The sequence below is a fragment of the Nocardia inohanensis NBRC 100128 genome, from assembly GCF_001612945.1.
GTDB lineage: Bacteria > Actinomycetota > Actinomycetes > Mycobacteriales > Mycobacteriaceae > Nocardia > Nocardia inohanensis.
In genome coordinates, this window is record NZ_BDBK01000004.1 from 226526 (window position 1) to 251549 (window position 25024).

General features: G+C 70.3%; 1 protein-coding gene. It reads right to left on the bottom strand.

The annotated features are described in order from the left end of the window. Positions 1-47: 47 nt before the first annotated feature. The gene (locus NI1_RS13080) at positions 48-25007 is read right to left on the bottom strand and encodes a WXG100-like domain-containing protein (protein WP_067819132.1); all 24960 of its coding nucleotides are present in this window, start codon (positions 25005-25007) and stop codon (positions 48-50) included. Between the last annotated feature and the right edge of the window lie 17 nt (positions 25008-25024).

Consider the following 25024-nt stretch of genomic DNA (forward strand, 5'->3'; position numbering starts at 1 on the left):
GTGCGGTGGCCGAAATCGTAAGAATCGGCGAATTCACATCGGGGCGCTCATCCGAAAATACTGCCGCGCCGGACCGGATCGGCCAGTACATCGCGGATCAGCAGGCCGAGATCGGCATCCGCGGGCAGTGCGCGATACCGCAGCTCACACTGCGGATTACCGGCCACGCTCACCAGCAGGCGATGCAGGCCCTGGCCGTTGCGCTCCCAATACGCGTCCGCACCCAACCGGTCCACCGGAATGACCATGTCCTGGATGCGCAATACCAGCCCCAGTTGCCGATCCCGGTAGAACATGACCGGCACGCCGTCCAACCGGTCGTAGATACCGGCCATCGCGCCCATGCTGTTCGGCACGGACGACAGCTCACCGGTGGCGGGATCCAGCGTCGCGAACTCCCCGAAACCCGAGTGCGAGCGCAGCAGCAGGCGGCCGCTGTTGGCAGGTGCGGCCGCACGCGGGAAGCGGCTGCCGGGCCGGGAACCGTTGCCGCCATTGCCGTTCCCATTGGCTCCGGGGGCGCCGGGCGAACCCATCATCGGGGAACCGGCGGGAGATGCGGTGTTCGCACCGCTTCCGCCGGATCCGTCGCCGCCCGGTGCAGGCGTAGTCGTCTCGGTCGGCTCCGGAGCCTGAGACCCGTTCGGCCCATGCGCATTCGGCGTTCCGCCATTGCCTGCACCCGCACCGGAACCACCCGGCTTTTCCCACGGAGTGTAGGGCTGCGGCGCAGCCGGATGCCCCGTCCCGGACGCGGGACCGGCAGGAGACCCCGTCTCCGACGAACCACCATGCCCCGCACCACCATTCGACGGGCTGGTGCCGTCGGGCAACGAAGGCACGCTGGGCAAACTCGAACCAGGAAGGTCGGGCTGCGAAGACCCCGGCCAGCCAGGAACATTCGGCCAATCAATCACCGGCGGCTGCGGCACATTCGGCGGCCAGTCGCCGCCTGGCCAAGTCGGACCGGTCGGCGGCAGCGACGGCACAGCTGGAATCGAAGGTACCGATGGGATCGACGGCACCGACGGCATGGATGGCACCGACGGCTGCGGCACATGCGGCTGCGGAGTCACCGGTGGCACATGTGGCTGTGGCTGTGGCTGTGGCTGTGGCTGTGGCTGTGGCTGTGGCTGTGGCTGTGGAGGACTTTGCTCCGGCGGCAACGCCCAGGGCGCAGGCTGTTTCGACGGCTCCGGCACGTATTCCGGGAACTCCGGATCGAAATCGTGCGGCAAATGCGGCAGATGCGACCGCCAATTCGGCCGCCACTGCGGCAACTCCCGCCTGGGCCCAGGTTCGTCCCGGCGATCCGGATCATCCGGCTGCGGCTCATCCGTCTCGGCCCGATCCCCTTCCGGCTCAGCGGCATCCGGCTCGCGCGAGTTCACCTCGGGCGCGGCGTCGTCAGGTTGGGACGGTTCGACTGGCACAGGCGGCGCTTCGTCGTCGGACTTCGCCCGTACCGTCGGGGTGTCCGCGCTGGGAGCCGGGGTTTCGGCGGGAGAAGTGGTGGGCGGGGTACCGGGACCGTCGCCGGCCGGCAGGCCGTCGGGTGAACCGGGATCCGGGTCGTCGCCGTCCCGCGGGATGTGCTGCTTCACGAAGTCGGCGAAAGCCTGTGCGTGGTGCAGGTTCTCGGCCGCAGTGCGCAGACCTTCGAAGGCGGCTCCGGGATCGCCCTGGTCCATTCGGATGGTCCGGGACTGGAGATAGTCCATGGTGTCGGCGAGTAGGTCCGGGGTGAGGGACGATTCGTCGGTGCGCAGACCGGTGACGTCGTGCAGGGTGCGGATGGCGCGGCGGAGCTGCTCGCGGGCGGCGTCCCGGGCGAGTTCGGCGTCGGTGTGGGGGTTGTCGATGGTGGCCGCAGCGGATTCCCGGCGCGCCGGCTCCTGCGGAGACTCGACGGCGTGGACCTCGTCGCCCGGCGCGGCCTCGTGGCGGGCGATGACCTCGTCGACCAGGTGGGTCCGCAAGGCTGCCTCCCGCAACCGCAGCATGCGGTCATGCCATGCCTGTTGCTGATCCACCGGCAGAGTCCGGGCGGCCAGCTCGTCGATGGTCTCCCGCACCCGGTCCGGGGTGAGTTCGGAGCGGTCGACCGGCAGGCCGCGCATGGCCGCTTCCAGATCGGCGGCGGCTTCGTCTCGCGCCCGGGTGATGGCTTCGAGAGGCGTCTCGCCCGGGCGCGCATCGGCCAGGACGGCGGCCTCGAGCTGCGCGGGCGTCAGCCCCTCCGGTGACCGCGGGGCTTCGGGCGCACCGGCGAGCCGGTCGTTGTACTCGGCGCCGATCCGGGCCAGCGCTTCGATATCGGCCGCCCGGCTCAGCACCTCCTCGCGCATGCGGGTGATCTCGGCGTCGATCAGGTCGGGGGTCAAGCGCTCGTGCGGGTCCAGCTTGCCGTCGCGGTACTTCTCGTACACCTCGGCATAGCGGGCTGGGTCGGCGTCGGTGAGGTCCACGCCCAGCAGACGCGTCCACACGCCGGCCGATCGGGAGGGGTCGTCGGAGGTGTGGGGTTCGCCGATGAGCTGGTCGGCGGCGATGAAGCCGCGCAGGAACGCGGGAGCGTCCGCGTCGAAGATCCGCATCTCGCCGGTGAGCACCCGCGGGTCGGCGGCCGGATCGTGGCGCAGGCCGGTGGTGAACGGGTCGAGATCGCCCAGGGTGGTGAGGTATTCGGTGAGTGCGGCGCGCAGCGGCTCCGCCTCGCCCGGCCGGTAGACGATATCGACCAGGGCCGAACGCATCGACGAACCCGAGATGCCCTTGTCCTGTGGGCCGTACTCGAGCTTCTTGTCGTACTGGCGCGGCCACAGGTCTTCACCGGGCAGGCCGAGCCGCTGGGCCAGCAGGTCCCGCGCGGCATCGGTCACGCTCTGGTCGATGGCGCTGAGCCGCTTGGCGTAATCGGCGAGGGCCTTCAGCTGATCCAGTCGCCGCACCTCGGCGACCTTGGGGTCGGCGAGTACTTCGGCGACCCGCCGCGGTGTCAGCTGATCGGGTTCCAGGCCGAGTTGTTCGGCGAGCCGCCCGCGCATGCGGTTGAGGTCGTTGAAGTTGTCGAGTGCGTCGATGGTCCGGACATAGTCGGCCATGCCCTCGATCTGTGCTGCTCGCAGCGCGTTCTCGTGGCGCAGCACATCGATGGTGCCGGCGAACTGGGACGGGTCGAGGTCCATCAGGTACACCGACAGCCGGTCGGCCAGCTCTTCGCGCGCGGCGCGGAGCTCGTCGGTGCCGCGATCGCCGAGATCGTCTGTCAGCCGGTCGATTTCGGAGCGCGGCGGGTCGAGATCCTGCCGCATTTCCCAGCTGCCGTCCGTCTGGAAGAGGGTGGCGGTCAGGCGGCGGCCGTCAACGATGTCGTCGACGTGGCGGACCCGCGGGGTCTCCAGTTCCCGTACCAGGGTGCGGCCCTGGTCGTCCATGCCGACCAGACGGAAGTCCGGTTGCAGCGCACCGGAATTCACCAGTGCGGCCAGTTCGGGATGGGCGGCCAGCGCCCGCGTCAGCATTCGGCGGTGATCGAGCTGACCGTCGATGACGAGCAGTGCGGGTGTGCTTCCGGGCGCACCGGGCAGCAGGGCGATGCCGCGGTCGATCATCGCGCCACCGTTGTCGTGCACCCAATCCCGGGCCAGTCCGGCGGCGAAATCGGCTGTGCGCGTGTGGGCTTCCGCATCGGCACGAACGTATTCGTCCACCGCGCGGGTGAAATCGGCTGTGCTGTCGACCGTATCGCGCACGCCCGTGCGGAGTTCGGACAGCGTGTGCGCCAGGCGATCGGCGCTCAGGTCGGCGAGGTCGACCTCGAGGATCTGCGCCCAGCCGGAGCGTTCGTCGCGAATCTGCTCGCGCCGCAACGCGCCTTCCAGGAACTCCTTGCGACCCTGGTCGCGGCCCGGTTCATCGCTACCGCTCAGGTCGCCGAAGGCGCGGCCCGGTTCACCGCCGTTGTTGATGCCCTGCCATTCGAGCATCCGGCGCACGTGGATGCTCTCCCCCGAGCCGACCGCCACTTCGCGCGCCAGGCGGCCCAGCGGATCGTTGTCGAAGTAGCTGACCTCGGAGCTGTAGGGGAAGAGGGCGTCTTCTTCGTTGTAGCGCTGGGCGGCGTCGGCCAGCGCCTCGATGGCGGCCGCGCGGCGCATGGTCAGGTAGTTGCGTTCGTCGGCCGTTCCGGTCAGGGCGGACGGATCCACGTCGGAGATGCGGATACCGGCGCGGCGGGCGGCCTCGAGCAGCTCGCTCAGCGCCCGGTCCCGAGCAGCCAGGGCGGCGGTGACCTCCTGCGGCAGGTGTTCGTCGGAGGCACCCTCGACCAGCGGTTCGGGGGACGGGTCGGGGGTGGTCGCCGGCTCGTGACCGAGCACATGCTGCGCCGGATCCGGCTGTGCCCCAGCCCCTTCGGGCGGCACGCCGTTCCTTTCCGCCAGGCCCGCGAACCGCAGGTCGGCATCCGCCGCGGCGAGCGTGTGCGGGTCGACCTCCGAACGCCACGGCGCATACTCGTCCCCGTCGGGGGTGAGCATGGCGATGTCCTCGCTCATGCCCTCACGCACGCGGCGGGTCAGGGCCCGGAAGCCGGGCAGGCGTTCCCGGCTCTGCCACAGCGTGGCCAGTTCCTTGAGGATGCGCGGCGGATTGAACTTGTCGCCGATGTGGGTGAAATTGTCGAGGTCGAAGACGAAACCGGCCTGCCAGACCATCATCGACATGTTCTTGCTGTCGATGGTCGAGCCGGACGGGTACTTCGGGGTGTGGCCGGTGAAGCCGTCGCGCAGGGCCGCCCACAGGCGCTGCACCAGCGAGCCGCGCGGTTTTTCGGGTTTCGCGGGCGGGACAGGAGCGGCGGGTTCCGGGCGGGTGGTCAGGTCCGCGCGCCAGACACCGTCGGGGCCCTCGGTGAGGCGGATGTGCAGGCGGTCGCCGTCGGTGTCGATGACGGCGCGATGCTCGGGGGTGTTCGGGTCGCGGCGGTCCAAGGCCAGTAGATCCGCGACATCCGCTGCGCCGTGCAGTGTTTCACCGCGCAGCTTGGCGAGCGTGGAGTCGCGGTGCTCGGCCGTCAACCGCTCCGGGTCCACCTCGAGCAAGCGTGCCCATTCGTCGCGCACCGCGGCGTGCTGGGCCGCGAGCTCGGCATCGGATTCGGCGTCGTGCCGTACGGCGGCCTCGGCCATCGCCTCGATCGCACCGGCGCGCAGCAGGTGCTCCAGTTGCCGCTGCCCCGCCTCCTCGGCCACCCGCCGCGGCGAGGGATCGGATTCGGGCAGGCCTAGCCGCTCCGCCAACGCCCGCCGGATGTCATCGAGCCCGCGGGCCCGCGGTGCGGGGTCGCCCGGCCGCCCGGGTTCATCGCCTTCCGCGCGATTCGGAGTACCGGGATGTTCGAGTGCGCCTGTCTCCGAATGCGTTCGGGTGGGCGAACTCGCGCCCGGGTGCTGCGGAGGCGTCGGGTCGGTGCCGTTCGGACCGCCTTCGAGCGCAGACCTGCCCGCCTCCTCGATGGCGGCGGCCGCCATCCGGTCGGTGAGTCCGAGCGCCTCCAGTTCGGCCTCCATGGCCCGAACCTGTTCCGGATCGGCCTCGGTCCGCCAGAACTCCTCTTCGCCGTATCGCTCCCGCACGCTCAACGGCTCGAAATCGGCGGGATGCCGCATGGGGGTGGCGCGTTCACCGAGGTCGGGGTCACCGAAATGCCCACGTGCCCTGGCGATCTCCGCGACCTCACGCAATACCGAGATCGGGTCGGTGTGGCGGACCATGGCGTCGGTCAGGCCGAGCGCCTCCACCAGCCGGTGGGCGTACGCCAGTTCCTCAGGGCTACGCGGCACCCCGGCCTCGGGCAGCAGGTTCCGGACGAACTCGCGTATGGAGCGCAGCTGCTCCGGCAGCGGATCTCCGGTATCGACCGCCGGTGGTTCCGCCTCCGGCAGCGGCACCGTATTCGGTTCCGCCCCAGCGTTTTCGGTCGGAGTATGCCGGTTGGCACCGGCGTCGCCCGAATCCTCGCCGGGGGCAGGAGCCGACGTGGGGCCCGAGTCCGGGTTCTTCGGATCGTTCGGATCGACGGGTGCCGGGCCCACGTCGTCGGGCCCCGGGTCTTCCGGATTCCGAGGCGGGGATTCACGCGGGAGGCGTCGATCGACCCCGGCCTGGTCGGCCTCGTGGCGGGCGATGAGTTCGTCCACGAGATGGGTGCGGGTGGCGGCTTCTCGGAGTTGCTCGACGCGGTCGTGCCAGGGCTGTTGCTGATCGATCGGCAGTGCGCGCGTGGACAATTCGTCGATCGTTTCGCGCAGGCGTTCGGGGGTGAGTTCGGTGTGGTCGACCGGTAGGCCGCGCATCGCCGCATCGAGCGCGGCGGTGGCTTCTTCGCGGCCGCGACGCAGGGTATCGAGGGGGGCTTCGTCCGGGCGGGCGTCGGCGAGAAGTGCGGCTTCGAAGCCGGATTCGGCTGCCCGGGACCGGTTTTCGGCGGCGTGCAAGCCTTCGGCGGCGGTGCGCAGCGCATCCAGGCGGTCCTGCTGGGAGGAGACGAGCCCCTCGGCCATCGGCAGATTCGCCAGATGCTCGAGGGTGCCGGGCAGGCGGCGCGGGCTGAGATCACTGTGCGTGATCGGGCGGCTCGGTTCGGCGCCGGTGCCCGGTGCGGGACGTTCCGGGGCGACCGGCAGATTGGCCAGAGCGATGTCCGCGCGCGTGCGGGCGGTCACGAGATCCGCACGGGCCGAATCGAGTTCGCGTGCGGCGCTGCGCGGATCGGCCGGCGGGGCGGGCTCGGGAGCCGACTGCCGGTTGTATGCCTCGGCGATACGCGCCAGCGCCTCGATATCCGCGGCCCGGTTCAGCACCTCCTCGCGCATCCGGGTGACCTCGGCCGCCAGCTGATCGGGGGTGAGCGTCTCGTGCTTCTCGATCTTGCCGTCGCGGTACTTCTCGTAGATGTCGGCCCACTGTTCGGGGGTGGCATCGCTGAGGTCCAGGCCCAGCAGCCGCGACCAGACGCCCGCCGAATGCGCGGGATCGTCGATGCTGTGAGCAGCGCCGATCAGCTCGTCGGCGGCGGCGAAACCCCGCAGGAAGGCGGGGCCGGACGGATCGTGCACGGCCAGTTCGCCATCCACCGCACGGGGATCGGTGGCGGGGTCGTAGCGCAGGCCGTCGGTGAACGGGTCGAGCGCGCCGAGGGTGTTCAAGTATTCGGTGAGCGCCGTGCGCAGGTTCGCCGTCTCGCCCGGACGGTGGACGATATCGGCGAGGGCGGCGAGCATCGACGAGCCCGAAATGCCCTTGTCCTGCGGACCGTATCCGGTGAGCTGCTTGTCGTAGCGGCGCGGGTACAGCTGCTCGGCATCGATGTCCAGGCGTTGCGCCAGCAGGTTCCGGGCGGCGTCGGTGACCTTCTTGTCCAGGCCGCCGAGTTGATTGGCGTAGTCGGCCAAGGCTTTCAGCTGGTCCAGGCGGCGCACCTTGGGCACCGACGGATCGCTGAGCACCTCGGCCACCCGTTGCGGGGTCAGCTCGCCCGGGTCCACGCCGAGCTGGTTGGCCAGGCGATTGCGCAGGCGGTCCAGGTCGTGGAAGTTGTCGATGGCATCACTGGTGCGGATGAAATCCGTCATGCCCTCGATCTGCGCGGCCTGGAGGGCGTTCTCGTGCCGGAGCTGGGCGATGGTGCCGGCGAGCTGTTCCGGGGAGAGGTCCATCCGGTAGACGGCGAGGCGGTCGGCCAGTTCGTCCCGGGCGGTGCGCAGGTCGTCGGGGGTGCGGTCGGCGAGGTCGGCGGTGAGCGCGTCGATTTCGGACGGCGGGGGTGTGCCCGGATCCTGGAGCACTCGCCAGCGTTCGCCGTCGTCGCTGAGCAGGGTGGCGGTGAGGCGGCGGCCGTCCACGATCTCGTCGATCTGGCGGACCCGCGGGGTTTCCAGCTCGTGGATGAGCGGGTTGCCGTGCTCGTCTACCTCTACCAGACGTAGATCCAGGTGCAGGGCATCGGAATTCAGGCGTTCACCGAGCTCCGGATGGGCCGCCAAGGTGCGGGCGAGGGTGTCGTAGTGACCGGGCTGTCCGTCGATCACGACCAGATGCGGTGCATCGCCGGGGTTTTCACCCGGACGGATGCCGACGCCGGGCTCGATCATCGTGCCGCCGTGCGCGAGGATCCAGTCGCGGCCCAGGCCGAGCGTGAAATCGTGGGCGCGCGAGTGCGCTTCGTCGTCCGCGCGCAGGTAGTCGTCGACCGCCTGCCGGAACTCGGCGACGTCGTCGGAACCATCGCGGACGCTCATGCGCAGTTCGGACAGGGTGTGCGCGAGTCGTTCGGGGGTCAGTTCCTCGAGGCCGATGCCGAGCATCTGCGCCCAGCCGGAGCGCTCGTCGCGGATCTGGTCGCGGCGTAGGGCGTTCTCCAGGAACGCTTTCAGGCCGTCGTCACGGCCGGGTTGGTCGGTGTAGCTGAGATCCCCCCAGTCGCGGCCGGGTTCGCCGCCGTTGTTGACGCCCTCCCAATCGAGGATGGTGGTGGGATCGCCCTGGGCGCGCGCCACCTCCTTGAGGAAGCGGCCCAGCGGGTCGTTGTCGAAGAAACTGACCTCATCGCTGTACGGGATGAGGGCGTGTTCCTCGTTGTAGCGCTGCGATGCCAGCTGGAGGGCCTCGATGACGCCGGCGCGGCGCAGGTTCAGGTACGCCTGCTCGTCGACCAGGCGGCTCAGGGTTTCCGGGTCCGCGTCCGGGATCGAAAGGCCCTGGCGGCGGGCTACTTCCAGCAGTTCCCGGAGTGCGTGTTCGCGGTCCGCGAGCGCATTCGTCACCTCCGGAGGCAGGGCGGAGTCTGCGACGTCGCCCCGCACGACCGGTTCCGCGGCCAGGGTGCGGTCCGGCGCACCGGCTTCGGCGTTATCGGCGGGCAGCTGGCGAGGCGTCGAATCCGGTTGGGCGGCAGCCGGTTCCGGGGTGTCGGCGGTGCCGTCGTGCTCGGCGAGTCCGGCGCGCCGCAGCTCGGCATCGATGGCGGCCAAGCGGTGCGGCGCGACCTCCGAACGCCACGGCTGGTATTCGTCGCCGTCGCGGGTGTGCATGGGGACCGCGGGCGAAGCCGGGTCGGCCACCCGGCGAGTGAGGAATTTGACCAACGGCAGGCGCTCGCGGGCCTTCCACAGGGTGGCGGTCTCCTTGAGGATGCGCGCCGGGTTGAACTTGTCCTTCAGATCGGTCAGATCCGGGTCGTGCAGCAGCTCGCCGAGACCGTGCACCAGTGCGGTCTGGCCTTTGCTGTCATTGCCCGAGCCGGACGGGTACTTCGGCGTGTGACCGGTGAATCCGGATTTGAATGCCTGCCACAGGCGCGCGGCCAGCGAAGCCCGCGGCGCTTCCGGTTCGGTGCGGGGAGCCGGACGCGCCGCATCCGGCCGATCGACCGCCTCGGCGCGCCAGGTGCCGTCCGCGTCTTCGGTGAGGCGCACATGGACGCGCTCCCCATCGGCTTCCAGCACCACGCGATGATCCGCGGTGTGCGGATCGCGCCGATCCGACGCCAGCAGATCCGCGACATCCTCCGCACTGCGCACATTCTCGGCACGCAGCTCAGCCAACGTGGCGTCGCGATGTGCGGCGGTCAACCGCTCCGGCTCCACCCCGAGCAACCGCGCCCAATCATCCCGTACCGCGGCATGCTGCGCCCGATGCTCGGGATCGGCGGCCGCATCATGTCGCGCGGCCGCATCCGCCATCGCCTCGATCGCCCCGGCCCGCAACAGATTCTCGAACTGCCGCCGCCCACCGACCTCGGCAACCCGCTCCGGGGACCGATCCGCCTCGGACAACCCGATCCGATCGGCCAGCCGCTCCCGCAACTCCTCGAGTCCCATGGCGCGCGGCCGGTCCGCCGCCTGATCGTCCCGCTGCCGGGACGTGTTCACCTCGTGCGGTTCAGCGCCCGCGGCGCGGCGAGCGGCGTCCTCCAGCTCCCCGGCACGAGCCAGCCGATCGGCGATGCCCAGCCGCTCCAGTTCGGCTTCCATCGCCCGAACCTGGTCCGGGTCGGCTTCGGTCCGCCAGTACTCCTCCTGCCCATATCGTTCCTCGGCGGTGAGCGGAGCGAAATCCGCGGCCTCGCGCATCGGCCGCGCCGGCTCGCCGGTCTCCGGATCGCCGAAATGTCCACGTGCCCGGGCCATCTCAGCTATCTCTTGCACCACCCCCATCGGATCGGGATGGCGCGCGAACGCCTCCCCCAGTCCGAGCGCTTCCAACAGCCGCTGTGCCCGCGCCTGCTCCTCCGCGCTTCGCGCTACCCCCGCCTGCGGCTCCAGCTCCGCGACGAAGTCCCGCACCGGCCGCAAAGCCTCCGGCAACGGATCCCCATCCCCCGAATAGGGAACCCGTTCCCCCGAATCCGGTTCCACCACAGCGCGATCCCCGATCTCCGGCTCCGAAGCCACCGGCAGCGGCGCTTCAGCACCACCGGGTGTGCCGGAGGGCTTTTCGGGTTCGCCCGGGCCGCGCTGCCCGGAGCCGTCCGGATCATCCGGTTCGGAGGACAGCGGGGTTTTCGGGCCACCGTCGCTCGGCGGCTTCCCAGCGCCGCCGGCCGCCGGTGTGGATGTCTCCTCGCGCTCCGACGCATTTCGACCGGTCGGCTGCTCGGAGGGGTTGGGCTCCTCTGGTGTGGAGTGCGGTGTAGCTGGGCCGTGTGGCGGCTGTGCGCCCGGGCCACCCGGTGATTGCGGGGGTGTGGCGACGGCCGGTGTGGCCGGGCCGGAGGGCGGGATCAACGTATGGACCAGGATTGTGCCGTCGGGGGTCACTTCGACCTGGCGGTAGTGGACCGGGATGCCTTGAGCGGACAGGGATTCGGCTTCGCCGGGGCGGAGGTAGCCGGTGGGGTCTGGGTGAGGGGTTACGACGTGGACGGCCCGAGGGTCGGTGGTGATGCCGACGCCTGGGCGGTGGATCTGGTCGGTGGCGGCGTCGAGGATCGAGGCGGTGGCCAGGGCGGTGGCCTCGGCGGCGGATTGTTCGGCGAGGCGGTCGGCCTGGAGGAACTTGCGGTGTTCGCGTTCGGCTTCGATGCCCTCGCGGAGGAGTTCGGGGTAGGCGGCTTGGGCGGCTTTCTTGTCGCGGAAATGCTGGACCATTTCCTCCGGGGGGACGTCCGTTCGGGCGATCAAGTCGTTGAGGCGTTGCAGTTCCGCGGCGTGGGCGGGCTTGTAGAGCTGCTGGAGGTCGGCGATATCGAGGCCGGTGGGGTCGATGCCGACATGGCGGGCCAGTTCTTGCAGGCGGGTACGGGCCGCGTCCATCGACTGGCGGGCAGTATGCGCCTGGCCGGCGAGGTCGCTGATGCGCTGGGCGGCAGCCGAGTCTGCGGGCACGTGGATGTCCGGCGGACCGAGACGGGTCCAGCCGCCGTGTTCGGCCGATTCGTTCGTCTGCGAATGCTGTTGCTGCGCACCGGACTCGGCATTCGGGTCGTCGCCGGATCGGGTGGTGGACTCGGACTGCTGTCGCGACCCCGCGGCTTGATCATCGGTCGATCCGGACTGCTGGTGTGGTTGCGAGCCACTCGTGGCCGATTGATCGCCGATCGGGAGGGTCGTGCCGGTGGGTGAACCGGGATGCTTGGGTTCGGTTGGGCCGGTGGGTTTTCCACCCGTGGGGTCGCCGGGATCGGAATCGCCGGTGGCCGGGTTCTCCGAATCGCCGGTCAGGTGTTCGCCGACCCAGGAGGCGAATTCTGCCGCGCGGTGCAGGTTTTCGGCGGCGTCGCGGAGATTGCGGAGGAGTTGGGCGGGTCGGCCGTTGTCGAGTTCGACGGTGGGCGCGTCCGAGCCGTCGGGCACCCGGACGGTCGGCGTCGCCACCACGGTGGGCTCGTGCGGGAGGGTCAGGTCCAGCGGCTTGCCGTCGGGGGCGAGGCGGACGGTGGGTGCTTCGGAGGGGTCTACGGGGTCGAGGCGCAGCGTCGGGGCTTCCGACGGGTCGACCGGATCCAGCCGCAGGGTCGGGGCTTCCGACGGGTCGGGGATCAGGCGGTTCGACAGGTCCAGGAGGGTGTCGCCGTAGTTTTCCGGGGTGAAGTCGGATTCGGTCAGGCGGATGCCGGTGCGGTCGTGCAGCTCGGTCAGGGCCGCGTCCAGGGCGTCGTGGGCGGCGGTGAGCACGCGATCGGCGACGGTCGCGGGGGTGTCGGACTGTGCGGCGGCGAGGTCGGTGAGCTGACGCTGATCGGTTTCCAGGCGGGCCAGGCGATCCTGGGCATCGAGGTAGCGTTCGGCGGCCGTTGCCAGGTCGAGGCGGCCGCGGTCGGTGGGTGACAGGCGCGGACGGTAGGGGTCGCCGATCTCCTCGCGGATGGCGGCGATTCCGTCGCGGGTCAGCTGGTCCGGGGTGACCGGCAAGCCGGTCGCGGCGGCGTCGCGGGCGGCTTCGAGCAGGGCGAGATCTTCTCGCGCGTAGTGGATTTCGCGTTCCAGGCGGACGTGCGCCGGTTCGTTGTCGCGGGTGATCGCCAGGTCTTCGTCGGAGAATCTGGACAGGAACTCCTCGGCGAGCCGCAGCCGGTGGACGGCATCGCGGACCGGGACCAGTTCGGGTGTCCATACCTCGCCTTGATCCAACGGCATGGCGGTCATCCGGTCGACGGCGGCGATGACGCGATCCACATCGCCGGGCCAGCGTCCGGGCTCCGCGGCCAGCAGGGCTTCGAGATCGGCTCGCGCGCTTTCGACTTCGCGGCGCATCACATCCACGGGCGTCTCGTCCGACCCGGCGGCGGCCGCCAGGTCGGCGCGCAATGCGGCATCCAATTCCGCCACCCGCTGCTGTGCCCGCGTGTACTCGGCCGCCGCGTCCCGCAGATCCTGAATGCGCTGTTCATTACCCGGCAGCGTGCCCGCCTCGCGCGCATTGCGGGTCTCCAGATAGTCGGCGGTGCCGGGCAGCCGCTCGGGGGTGAGGTCGCCGTCCGCGATGGCCCGGTTGTGCTCCAGGTACATCCGGCCGACCGCGTAGTCCCGGCCGTCCCGTGCCAGCTCGAACTCGTGCCGTGCGGCCGCCAGATCGGTGAGCAGCTGTTCGCGGCTACGCGGCGGCGCTTGCGGCTCCGGCGGCGTGGTGAGCCGATTGTGTTCGCCCGCAAGCCGTTCCAGCGCGTCGATATCGCGGGCCCGCGCCGCGACCTCCTCCCGCAAGGTATCGATGACCGCCGCCAGGTCCTTGACCTTCAACCGCTCATGCTTCTCGATCTTGCCGTCGCGGTAGACGTCGTAGATGTCGGAGTAGCGCTTGTTGCGTACCCGGTCGACGATCTCGGCCAGCTGCTCGGGGCTGAACGCGCGCTGACCGGGTTCGCGCCCGTCCCGGTACTCGGTGTAGGCGGTGGCCGGATCGCTCGCGCGCATGGTCCGCAAGACCTGCTCGAACTGCGCCGGCGTCATCCGATCGTGCAGGCCCTTGGCCTGATCACGATAGATCTCGGCGGACCGGCCGATATCCTCCAGGTCGATGCCCAGCAGGCGCGACCACACATTGCTGGATTGCGACAGATCCGGGGCGATCGGTGGCTCGCCGACGAACTCGGTGCGCAGGGCCCGCAGGATCTCCGGCGCGTTGCCGTCGTGGATGGGCAGTTCGCCGTCGGCGACCCGCGGATCCCGGTCCATCTCGAGGCGCAGCCCCTCGCGGAACGGGTCCAGCCCGGACAGGGTCGCGGCGTACTCCGCCAGTGCGGCAATGAGTTCGGGGCGTTCCTGCGAGCGGTACAGCAGGTTGTTGATCGCGTCGAGTACGGCCTTCGGGTCGGTGCTCTTCGGATCCGGCTCGTAGGCGATGAGTTCGGCCGGATCGTCGCGATCCTTGACGTGCTTGTGCGCGTACAGCTCCTCCGGCCGCACCCCGAGCCGCTCGGCGAGCTGGTCGCGGGCCCGCAGCACGGTGTCGCTGCTGACGTTGTCGCGCAGCAGTTTCGCGTAGTCGAGCAGGTCGCCGACGGCTTGCGCGCGCCGCGCCACCCGCACGGCCGGGTCGGCCATGGCGGTGGCGAGGGCTTCCGGAGTCAGGGTGTGCGGGTCGAGGCCGAGCCGGTGCGCGAGGTTCTGGAGCACCCGGTCCAGATCGTGGAAGTTGTCGATGGCGTCGCTGCTGCGGATGAAGTCCGCCATGCCCTCGATCTGCGCGGCGCGCAGGGCATTGTCCTGACGCAGGGCGGCGATGGTGTCAGCGAGCCGGTCGGGGCCCAGATCCATCAGATAGGCCGAGAGCCGCGCCGCGGCCTCGTTGCGTTCGGCGCGCACTACATCCGGGTCGCGCGGTGCGGCGGGTTCCGTGTTCGGCGGCGATTCCGGTTGCGGCACTGTGGTTTCCGGATGCGCGGCCACCACTCGCCACGGTTCCTCCCCATTGCGCAGCATGAGCAGCGGCGTCTCCCGGCCGTCGAGCACCGGTCGTTCCAGGCGCGCGTGCGGGGAGTCGACCGCGACCACGGCGATCCCATCCGGCTGCACCGCCATGACGCGGTAATCCACGCGCAGCGCACCGCTGTTCACCAAATCGGCCAGATCCGGGCGGCGGGCCAGGGTGTCGGCGAGCGCCTGATCGTGGTCGACATCGCCGCGAATCACCACCAGGTGATTGGGATCTCCGGGGTGGTCGCCAGGCCGCACACCGATACCGGGTTCGACCGGGACGCCGCCGTTCTCCTCCAGCCAGCGCCGCGACGTGATCTCGTTGAAGTCGTCGGTGCGGGCCTGCGCCTCGTCCTGCGCGCGCAGGAATTCGTCGACGGCAGCGGAGAATTCGGAGAGCCGGTCGGCGCTGTCGCGCACCTCCATCCGCAGGTCGCCGATGGTGTGCGCGAGATCGTCCGGCCGCAGATCGGCGAGATCCACATCGAGCAGCTGCGCCCAGTTGGAGCGCTCCTCGAGGATCTGGTCGCGGCGCAGCGCATCCTCGAAGAACTTGCCGTCCAGGTATTCCGGGGCGTCGCCGCCCATATCGTCGAAGTGGCGTGCGGATTCGCCGCCGTTGTTGACGCCCTCGAAATCCATTGCGGTGGGGCGTGGATCGCGGGGGCGGTAAGCCAGGTCCGGGTCATCCGGTGCGGCGCCGTCCAATTCACGGCGGCGGTCGGCCTTGCGCTGCTGGATCTCGCCCTGCTCGACCTCGAAAGCGGCACGCGCGAAACGGCCCAGCGGATTCTTGTCGTTGATGGCGACCGGGCGGAACGGGACTCGCGCGTCCTCGTCGTTGTAGCGCTGGGCGGCATCGCGCAGGGCTTCGATACCGCCGGCTCGGCGCATCAGGCGATAGATCTGCTCGTTCACCGCGCGGCGCAGGGTCTCCGGATTGCCGTCGGCGAGCTGGATGCCGTCGCGGTTGGCCAAGCGCACCAGTTCGTCCAGGGCGGCATCGCGGGTCGCGATGGCGTCGACCACCGATTCGGGGACGTCGGGGCCGAAACGAGGGGCGGGCGGTTCCTCCGACTGCGGGGCCTCGGGCTCCGGTTCCGGCTTGGGCAGTGCGGCATAGTCGGCCTCGGTCATGAAGCCGCCGACGCGCATGGAATCCTCGACCTCGGCGCGCAGTCGCGGGTCGGCCTCGGTGTACCAGGGCTGATATTCGCCGCCGTCGCGAGTGCGCATGGGCAGGGCGTCGGGCGAGATGTCGGCGATGCGGCCGGTCAGCAAGCGCAGCACCGGCATTCGCTCGCGGACCTGGAGGATGCCCGCGACCTCCTTCAAGATGCGGACCGGATTCCAGTCGTCGCCGATCTCGGCCAGCACGTCGATGTGGGCGACATCGCCGAACAGGTGGGTCAGCTCGACCTGGCCTTCCTTGTCCTTGCCCGAACCAGACGGGTATTTCGGGGTGAAGGGCCGGAAGCCTTCGAGGATCTTGCGCAGGGCGCGCCGCAACCGGCCCGGCTGGGGCCGCTCGGTTTCGGGGCGGGCCGGGGACGGCAGATCGGGGCGGCGCACCATTTCCGCGTGCGGATGACCGTCGGAGTCGGTGGTGACGCGCACGTGCACGCGCTGCCCGTCGGCCTCCAGCACCAGGCGATGGCCCGTGGCTGGATCCGGATCGTGGAAGGCGGCGGCGACGAGATCGGTGATATCGCCTGCGCGCCGGACGGTTTCGGCGCGCAGATCGTTCAACACCGTGTCGTGGTCGGCTCCGGGTCGCACCAGCTCCGGATCGACGCCGAGCAACCGGGCCCAGTCGTCGCGATCACGCGCCGCGCGCGCCCGCGCATCGGGATCACCGGCCTGGTCGTGATGGGCGATCGCCGCCGCCAGGGCCTCAACCGCACCGGCGCGCAGCACATTCCGGTATTGCAGCTCGCCCGCGATCTCCGGCAACCGGTCACGCGTGAGTTCCTCCGGCCGCAACCCGAGCCGGTCCGCGATCTCCTGCCGCAGCTGGTCCAACCCCAGAACGCGCCGTTCCTCCCGCGCCGCACGGGAATCCGGCTCCGCCCACGGCTCCATCCCCCGCCGCGGAGTCTTCGATTCGCCTTCGTGCCGCTGCCCACCTGTATCCGAGCCGGGTTCGCGTCGCTCCTCCGCACCGACGGCATGCGGTTCGCTCCGCTGTTCACCGGGAGCGCTTTCGCTTTCGTGCCGCTGCTCATCAGGCGCGATATCGGGCTCGTGTGGCGGGGCGGGCAGTTCGCGGGTGGACTCCTCGGCGCGCCTGCGCTGCTCCTCCAGTTCGGCGCGGGTCAATCGCTCGTCGAGGCCGAGGGCGCGATGCTCGGCGTCGATGGCGTGCAGCTGTTCCGGGGGAACTTCGGTGCGCCAGAACTCCTCGGTGCCATAGCGTTCCGCGGCTGTGAGCGGACGCAGCTCCTCGGAGTTCATGGCGCGCGGCGCGCGGTTCTGCTCGGGATCGCCGAAAGCACCTCGAGCACGGGCGATCTCGGCGACCTCGCGCAGGGCGACCAGCGGATCGGGGTGACGCCGGAGTACCGGATCGAGGCCGAGCGCATCCGACAGCGCACGAGCATGGGCCCGCATTTCCGGAGTCGGCTGCCCCGCACCCGAAACATCGGCCACCCGCAGGAAATTGGCCACCGCGAACAACGCGTCCGAAGCGAGCGCGGGCTGCGCCGGACCAGGCTCGGGCGTACCCGCCCCCTCGTCCACCACCACCGCCTGCGCACCCGCTTCCGGGTGCACCACGGGGAGCTCCACCGTCCTCGCGTTCGGGTCGTGCACCGGCGCAGCAGATTCCGGCTGGGGCTCCCGACTGACCGGAACCGTATCGGCGTCCGGGTCGTGCACCGGGCCGCCGCCATTTTGCGGATCCCGGTTCAGCGGCACCGTGTCGGCGTTCGGATCATGAACGGGCACGGCGTTTTCACCCTGCGCAGGATGTTGCACCGGCACGGTGGTGGCGTCCGGATCGTGTACTGGGGGGCTGGGGTCGGGGCGGCCGCCGAGGCCCTCCCAGCGGAAGTCGGCGAGTTGCCATTCCATGTGGGCGAGGATTTCGGCGGATTCGGCTTCGAACTCGGCCATGCGGCGGGCGGGGGTGCCTTCGGGCTGGAGTTCGGCTATCTCCCAGAGGAATTGGGCGTGGCGGTCGCGCATTTGCGCGTTCCAGTCGGCTTGGATGGCTCGCTGGCGGCGGAGCCATTCGCTGTCGCCGCCGGTGGGTTCGGGGTTGCCGGGGGCGGGCGGGGGTTCGTGCGGGGGTTGGCCGTCGCCGGTGGAAGCCGGGTCGGGGTGAGTGGCCGGGTCGACTGGTTCGGAGCGCTGTTCCGGGGTCGATCGTGACGGGTCGGGTTCTCCCGGTTCGGGTTCCGAGGGCCGGGAGTGCTCGCGGACGGGCGGCTCCGAGGGCGAATCGGGGTGCGGTCGCGGGCCTGGATGATCGGCGGCGGGATCGGCGTGTGCGACGAGCCGGTCGTAGAGGACCTTCGCGGGGGCGCTGGCGTTGTCGCCGTTGAGCATGACGTCGGCGAAGGCTTCCGCCAGGGCTTCGGGAACATCCAGACGGCCGTTCTCGAAGCTGTAGCCGGTCAGTTCGCCGATCCAGTCGGCGACTTCGTTCTCGTCGCGGGAACCGTGCAGTTCGGCGAATCGGTCGGCCAGCGCTTCGAGAGTCCCGTCCCGGGATTGGCGCTGGCCGGCCGTATCGAGTGCGTGACCGAGCTCGTGCACGATCGCCGAATACACCGGCCGTTCCGCCGAACCCGGCACGTGATAGCCGCGTGCTTCGTCCTGATGCGCCTGGCCGGCCATCCCGGCGGGGTCGCCTGCCCACAGACCGTTGAGCACGATCCGGTCGGTGCGCCAGTGCCCATGGGCGTCGGGGCTGCTCTCGGCCACCGCCAGCGAGGTGGGGTGATCGAGCAGCGACTCGATCTCGAAGCGGGTGACGGTGTCCGCGAGATGCGGGAACCGGGTGAACACATCGTCGACGGCGCGGGCGTATTCGCGCAGGACATCGGTGGAGTACCGGAGGTCGAAGCCGCCGACCTCGACATTCCAGCGCGACCGGAGTTCCGCGGCGACCGTGTCGCGGTCCATGGCCGACCATTCGTCGACCGGCAGGCGCGGATCGGGAGCATCCCAGGGTTCGGCCGGTTCCGGAGGAGTCAGCATCGAATTGCGTTCCCCGGGCGGGTGCTCGCCGTCGTCCTGCGAAGGTGTGCTGTCGTGGCCGCCCGGTTCCGCGAGCTCGGCGCGCGCCTCCGTCGCCCGCGCCGTCATCAGGTCGTAGAGCACCCGGGACGGTCGACTCGCGTGTTCACCGTTCAGCAGTACATCGGCGAACGCCTCCGCCAGGGCTTCCGGCCGATTGATGCTGCCGTCGCCGCGGAAACTGTAGTTGGACATGCCGTCCGACACCCACGTGAGGTACTCGAGCAGCGTGCGGTCCTCACCCGGGTTCGCCTCCGCGAAGTACCGGCTCAGCTCGACCTCGATATCGCCGCGCGCGCGGAACTGGCCGGTGAAGTCCACCGCGTGGCCGAGCTCGTGCACGATCGTCGAATAGATCGGGCGCAGACCGGAATTCGGTACGAAGAAATGCGCGTGCTCGTCGCTCTGTGTACTGGCGTGGAAGCCTTGTGGGTTCGCGGCCCACTCCGCACTGAGCACGATCCGCTGGGTGATCAGGCGGCCGTTCGCGTCGTAGGCCGGGACCGCCTCCGCGTACGCGCCGCGGTTCACGGTCTCGCCGATCTCGAGAATGCCGCGATCGATATGGGCGCCGTGGTCGGCGAGCACATCCTCCACCGCGCGGGCGAATTCGCGCATCACCTCGGGATCGATTCGCGCGGAATCGAATCCGAGCACATCCTGGAAGCCGAACTCGGCCTTCAAACGGTCGACGACGCCGTCGGCATCCAGGTGCGACCACGAGTCGTCCGGTCGCGGCGACCAATCCGGTTGCGGCGGTCCAGCTTCCGGGGTTTCGGACTTCCAGTCCGCACCGTCGAAGAACTCCGGGCCGTCACTCTCCGCGCGGTGCGACGAGGCGTCGTGGGTCCAGTCGCTGCCGTCGAAGAACTCGGGACCCTCCGGCTCCGAGGCGCGGGGGCGCGCCGCTGCGATATCCGGTTGTGGTCCAGCGTTCTTCGGGGGTGCGTGCGCTTCCGGAGTCGTGTGGTCGGGGGTCGCGCCCGGGCCCTGCTCGTCCAGTGCTGTCGAGGTCAGCAGCTCGTAGAGCGCACGCGCCGGCTCGCTGGCGTTGTCGCCGTTGAGCAGGACATCGGCGAAGGCTTCGGCGAGCGCTTCCGGGGCATCGATCCACGGCGTGCCCTCCTCGAAGCTGTAATCCGACATCCGCTGGATCCAGGCGTCGTACTCGGCGAGCACCGGGTTTTCGCCGTACAGCTGCTTGTAGCGGTTCAGCAGCGCGTCGTCGATGTCGTCGCGGGCCCGCATCTGACCGCTGAAGTCCACCGCATGACCGAGCTCGTGCACGATCACCGAATGGATCGGGCGCGCACCGGAATTCGGGACATGGAAGTTCACCGCCTCGTCGCCCATGGTGGCCTGCCGGAACGTCTCCGGGTCGTTCGCCCATGCCTCGCTGAGCACGATCTTCTCGGTGTAATGCCGCCCGTTCGCATCGGTCCCCGGCGTGGCCTCCGCATACGCGTTCTGGTGCACGGTCGGCCCGACCTCGAGCACCCGCACATCCATCAACCCGCTGTGCTCCGCCATCACGTCGTCCACCGCACGAGCGAACTCGCGCAGCACCTCGACATCGGCGACCCGGTCGAACCCGTTGATCTCCCGGAACCCCCACCGATCCACGAGCCGATCGACAATCCCGTCCCGATCGAGCGGGGCCCAAGCGTCATCCGGCCGCGGTGACCAGTCGCCCTGCTCCGGCGCGGCGTCCGGCGGGGTGGAATCATCCGCCTGATCCGTGGTCTCCGGAGCATCCTTCGGCTGCGGCGTATCCGCGCCGGCCGGCTCGACAGCACTCCGCTCCGGCGGCGCGGGTTCGGAAGCAGCAAGCCGCAACTCGTCTTCCGGCCGCCGCTCCCCCCTGGTCCGCCGGAACTCGTCGTCCGCGACCGGCGTCTGCGGAGATTCCTCATCGCCACGCCGCGTCGGGGACTGTGAGTCGTCGATTTCCGGAGTGTTGGCGTCCTCCTCACCGAGGGTGGGTTTCCGCTGGGCGCCAGCGTCACCGGGCACGCGATCGTCGGCGTCGTCGCCACCGGACACACGGTCATCGGCGTCGTCGCCACCGGACACACGGTCATCGGCGTCGTCGCCACCGGACACACGGTCATCGGCGTCGTCGCCACCGGACACACGGTCATCGGCGTCGTCGCCACCGGACACACGGTCATCGGCGTCGTCGCCACCGGACACACGGTCATCGGCGTCGTCGGCCGCGGGCGGGGTGTGGTCGTCTGTGTGGTCGCTCGAAGGGGGTAGGTCGTCGGGGGTGGACTCCTCGTCTTCGTCTTGGCCCGGGGTCGGGGTGCGGTCGCGGGCCTCTTCCACCCCGGCCATGCGCAGGAGGGTGTGGCGGACTTCGGGTTTGAGCGGGTCTACGGCTTGACCGTCGGGTTTGAAGAGGATGGCGTGGGTGCCGCGGGTTTCGCGGGGGACGACGGGCGGGTAGCCGTGGTCGGGACCCGCCGCCAAGTCCTTGACGACGATGTCGCCACCCTCGTTGACCAGCAGGTAGGCGTGGGCGCCCACGCCGTGTTCGTCGACTTCACCGGCGTAGCGGTCGACGACGAGGGCGGCCGCGCCCGGGCCCAGCTCCTCCAGGCGTTGCGCGATGGCGTCGTGGTCGGCGAATTCGCGCATTCGGCCGCCGGCGCTGCCGACCAGTTCCTCGGCGGACATGCCTTCGGGGCCGACCGGGTGTTCGGGGATGCGGATCGAATCGTTGCCGGTGATGGCGCGGAGCAGGCGCAGGGCGAGTTCGCCGCAGCGACCGCGCAGGGGGTCGCCCGCCGGTTCCGAATCCGGTTGCCGCCGGGTGGTTTCCGGCTCGTCCAGGGTGCCGGGGTGTGGGGTACTGCCGTCACCGGTGTCCGCCAGGTCCGGGCGTCGGAGGGTGTTCGATTGCGGTCGGGTGTCGTCGCCGGGCGTGGGACGGTTGTCGTCGCCAGGTGTGGGGCGGGCGTCGTCGCTGGGCGCGGGGCGGGTGTCATCGCCGGATGCGCGGCGGGTGCCGTCGCCAGGTCGTGAGGATTCGTCGGCGCGGCGGGAGCCGTCCCGCCGCTCGCCTGTCTCGCCGCGCGGGTGCGGACCGTCACCGAGGGGCGGACCGACCAGCAGGGCCGCATCCGGCTCCGGGGCAGAGTGGTCATCTCGGGTCCGCCGGGCATCCGGATCAGCCTCCGCTCGTGGCGGCGTCGAGTCGTCGCTATCTTCCCCAGCCGGACGCGTCCGCGAGCTCTCTTCAGCTCCAGAGCGCCTGGGATGCGAATTATCGTCCTGTGCAGCAAGTTCCGGCCGGCCCGCCTCGCCCTCTTCGTGCTGCGGCCGACCGCTCTCCGCTGATTCGTCGATTCGCGGAGCGCCATCGGCAGACGGAGTCTCGTCACCCACACGCCGTACCAGTGGCTCATCCCGCGCACCGGAGTCCTCCGGCTTCGACCCGAACGAGTCGTCTCGATTCGGCTGCTCCTCATCGCGCGGTCGGGTGCCGCTCTGATCAGGGTCCGCCACCGGGGACTCGTCACCCCGATCGCGACTGGACTCCCCCTCCGCGCGTTCGGGCGTGCGGTCGCCTTCCGGCCGAACCGCCGACCCATCGGCCGGCGAGCCGTCCCGAGACGGGGAGTTCTCGCGCTCACCATGTGGAAGACCCTCTGCATCCGAAGGACTTTCACCACGACGCGCGGATTCATCCGTATGCGGAGCTCCCGCTTCTTCACGACCACGCGTTCCGTCGGCCCGCGACTCGGCCTCCGACCGACCGGAATTCTCCGGCCGCTGTGCACGCTCCGCGCGTTCCTCGGACCCCGAATCCGCCTCACGCCGCCCTGATTCGTCGGCACGCGACGCCTCATCAGGCTCCCGAGTAAATTCCGAATCCACGTCGCGCCGAGGGGCATTGTCTGTCGACCCGTCGCGATCCTGACCGGAAGCCGGATCGGGCCGATCGCCGGAGCGATCCCCGCCGGTGCCCGAATCCTCACTCCGCGAGGGAGTTTCGTCCGGCCCAGGCGATGCGCCGTCCGGCCGCGACGAGAGGTCCCCATCACGACTGGGCGACGCACCGGCACGATCCCCATCAGTGCGTGATTCCTCACTCCGCGAAGAAGTTTCGTCCAGGCCAGGCGACGCGCCGTCCGGCCGCGACGAGAGGTCCTCATTACGACTGGGCGACGCACCGGTGCGCGGAGTATCCGAACCGGGCTGCGGACGAGCGCCATCCGGGCGGGAGGAGGGCGCATCGCCGGGGCGGGAGGCGGAAGCACGTGGATCCGTGTTGGAAGATGCTGCGGTAGCGCGTGTTTCATGCGATCGCGCTTCGGGGGTGTTCGCCGTGGTCGTGCCCGATTGGCCCGGGGTCGAGGCGGAATTCGGGGCCGCGTTTACGCCGTGTTGCTGAGAAGCCGCTGCGGAGGGGCCTGCGGTGGACGCGCCCGAAGGAGAGGCTGCACCTGCCGCGGCCGGGGTGGTTCCGGGAGCTCCCGCTCCGGGGGTACCGCCGGGAGTGCTTGCGGCAGAACCGGCGCCGGAGGGACCGGTGGCACCCGCACCACCGGACGCGGCTGCGGCCGGGCTGGTCGATGGGCTCGCACCTGCGCCGGACGTGGATCCGGTGCTCGAACCACCGGACGACCCACCTGACGATGAGCCACCGCCGGAACCACCCGATCCGCCACTCGCGCTGGACGATGCCCCGCCGCCGGAAGCGCCTGATCCGCTACTCGCGCTGGACGATGAGCCACCGCCGGAAGCTCCCGATCCGCTACTCGCACTGGACGATGCCCCACCGCCGGAAGCGCCCGATCCACCGTGCGAACCGGCCGCTGAGCCGGAACCACCGCTGGATCCGCTCGGCGCGGAACCGGTCGAGCCTGCGGCGACCCCGCCCGAGGTGGGAGCGGGACTCGATGCGACGGGAACCGCTGCGCTGGAGGGGCTTCCGTTCGATGCGGCGGGGCCTGTCGCTGCGGATGCGGATCCGCCGTCGTGGGAGCCGGAGGAACCCGAGGTGGGGGCGTGGCTGGAGCCGTCGGCACCGCCGAGGGCGGAGGAGTCCTCCCCGCCGCGGGTTCCGGGACGGTTGTCGCCGGTCGCGTAGGCTCCGCCGCCGCGATGGTCGGCACCGGATTCCGGGCGCGCGGTGCTGCCGTCCCCGGCGGGGCGGGCCCCGGAGCCGGAGGAGTCGCCTGCGCCGCCGGACCCCGCCGCGTTGGTGCGCGGGCTTTCGCTGACGGGCGCGGAGCCGTTGGTTCCGGTCCGGGATCCGCCCGCACCGTTGTTGCCGGGCTGAGTTCCGCTGTCGCCGACCATGCCGGGCGGGAGGGAGCCGATATTGGGCATGGTGGGGATGCCCGCTCGCATACGCGTTACGCGCGGTTCCCAGAAGCTGTGCGCGCCATGGTGATTCAGACCGGAGCCGAGGCCGTTGAGCGCGCCGGCGGTGAACATCCGATAGTCGAGGGGCGTGTTCTTCAGGTTCTCCCAGGCTTGGCCCCAGCCGTTGCGGTAGGCATCGAGACCGAATTGGGCGCCGGCGCTGCCCACGAGTCCGGCCCCGGCGCCGACCAGTCCGGCTCCGACGCTGGTGATGGCGGAGTTCATGGCGCCGTCGATGCCGCGGTTGGCCAGGCCCTTGCTGATTCTTCCGCCCAGCGGGCCCGCGACCGCGCCGCCGGCGGCCGAGCTGATGGCGGTGACGCCGACCTGTCCCCAGTCGACCGACTTACGATGCCCCTTGTCGACCTGGTACTGCTGAATCCCGTAGTCCTGCAACGTACCCAGCGCGGTATCCATCACGAAATGCCGGAGCGCGAACTTCACGAAGGCGGTCAGGCCCGCTTTGGCCGCGGCCCGCAGGATCGCCGCCAGCGCACGCTCACCGATGATCCGCACCACGATGCGGGTGGTCGCCGTCGCGATGGCCTCCAGCGCCGGTCCCATCGGCGGCCAGACCCACGCCGCGATCATCTCCGCCGCGAAAAGCACCAGCGACGAATAGAACATGAGCTTCGCGTACTCGATCTCGGTGCCCGTCTCGTACGCGGACTCGCCGAGCTGCTCGAAGTACCCGGCCAGATCGAGGATGGAGGTGCTGCCCTCCTGTTTGCCGCCGCGCCCCGCCAACTGGTCGAACAACGCCAGCATGGGCTCGCGGCCCTCACCGTCCACATAGGCGGCGAGGGTCGCGTACTTGGCCTCGTCGATGGCCGAGAGCTGCTGGCGCAGCGCCTCACCGGCGGTCCGCCAGTCCTGGGCGAGATTCCACATCTCGTCCTCGTTGCCGTGGGGCCACTCCATGCCCGCGAGGACGCCCAGCCATTCGAGTTCGGAGGGCAGTTCGATCATGTGCGATTAACCACCCG

What these genes read in the sequence shown, in the direction of transcription:
- NI1_RS13080 (WP_067819132.1), bottom strand. Translation starts at nt 25,007, where the DNA reads ATGATCGAACTGCCCTCCGAACTCGAATGGCTGGGCGTCCTCGCGGGC.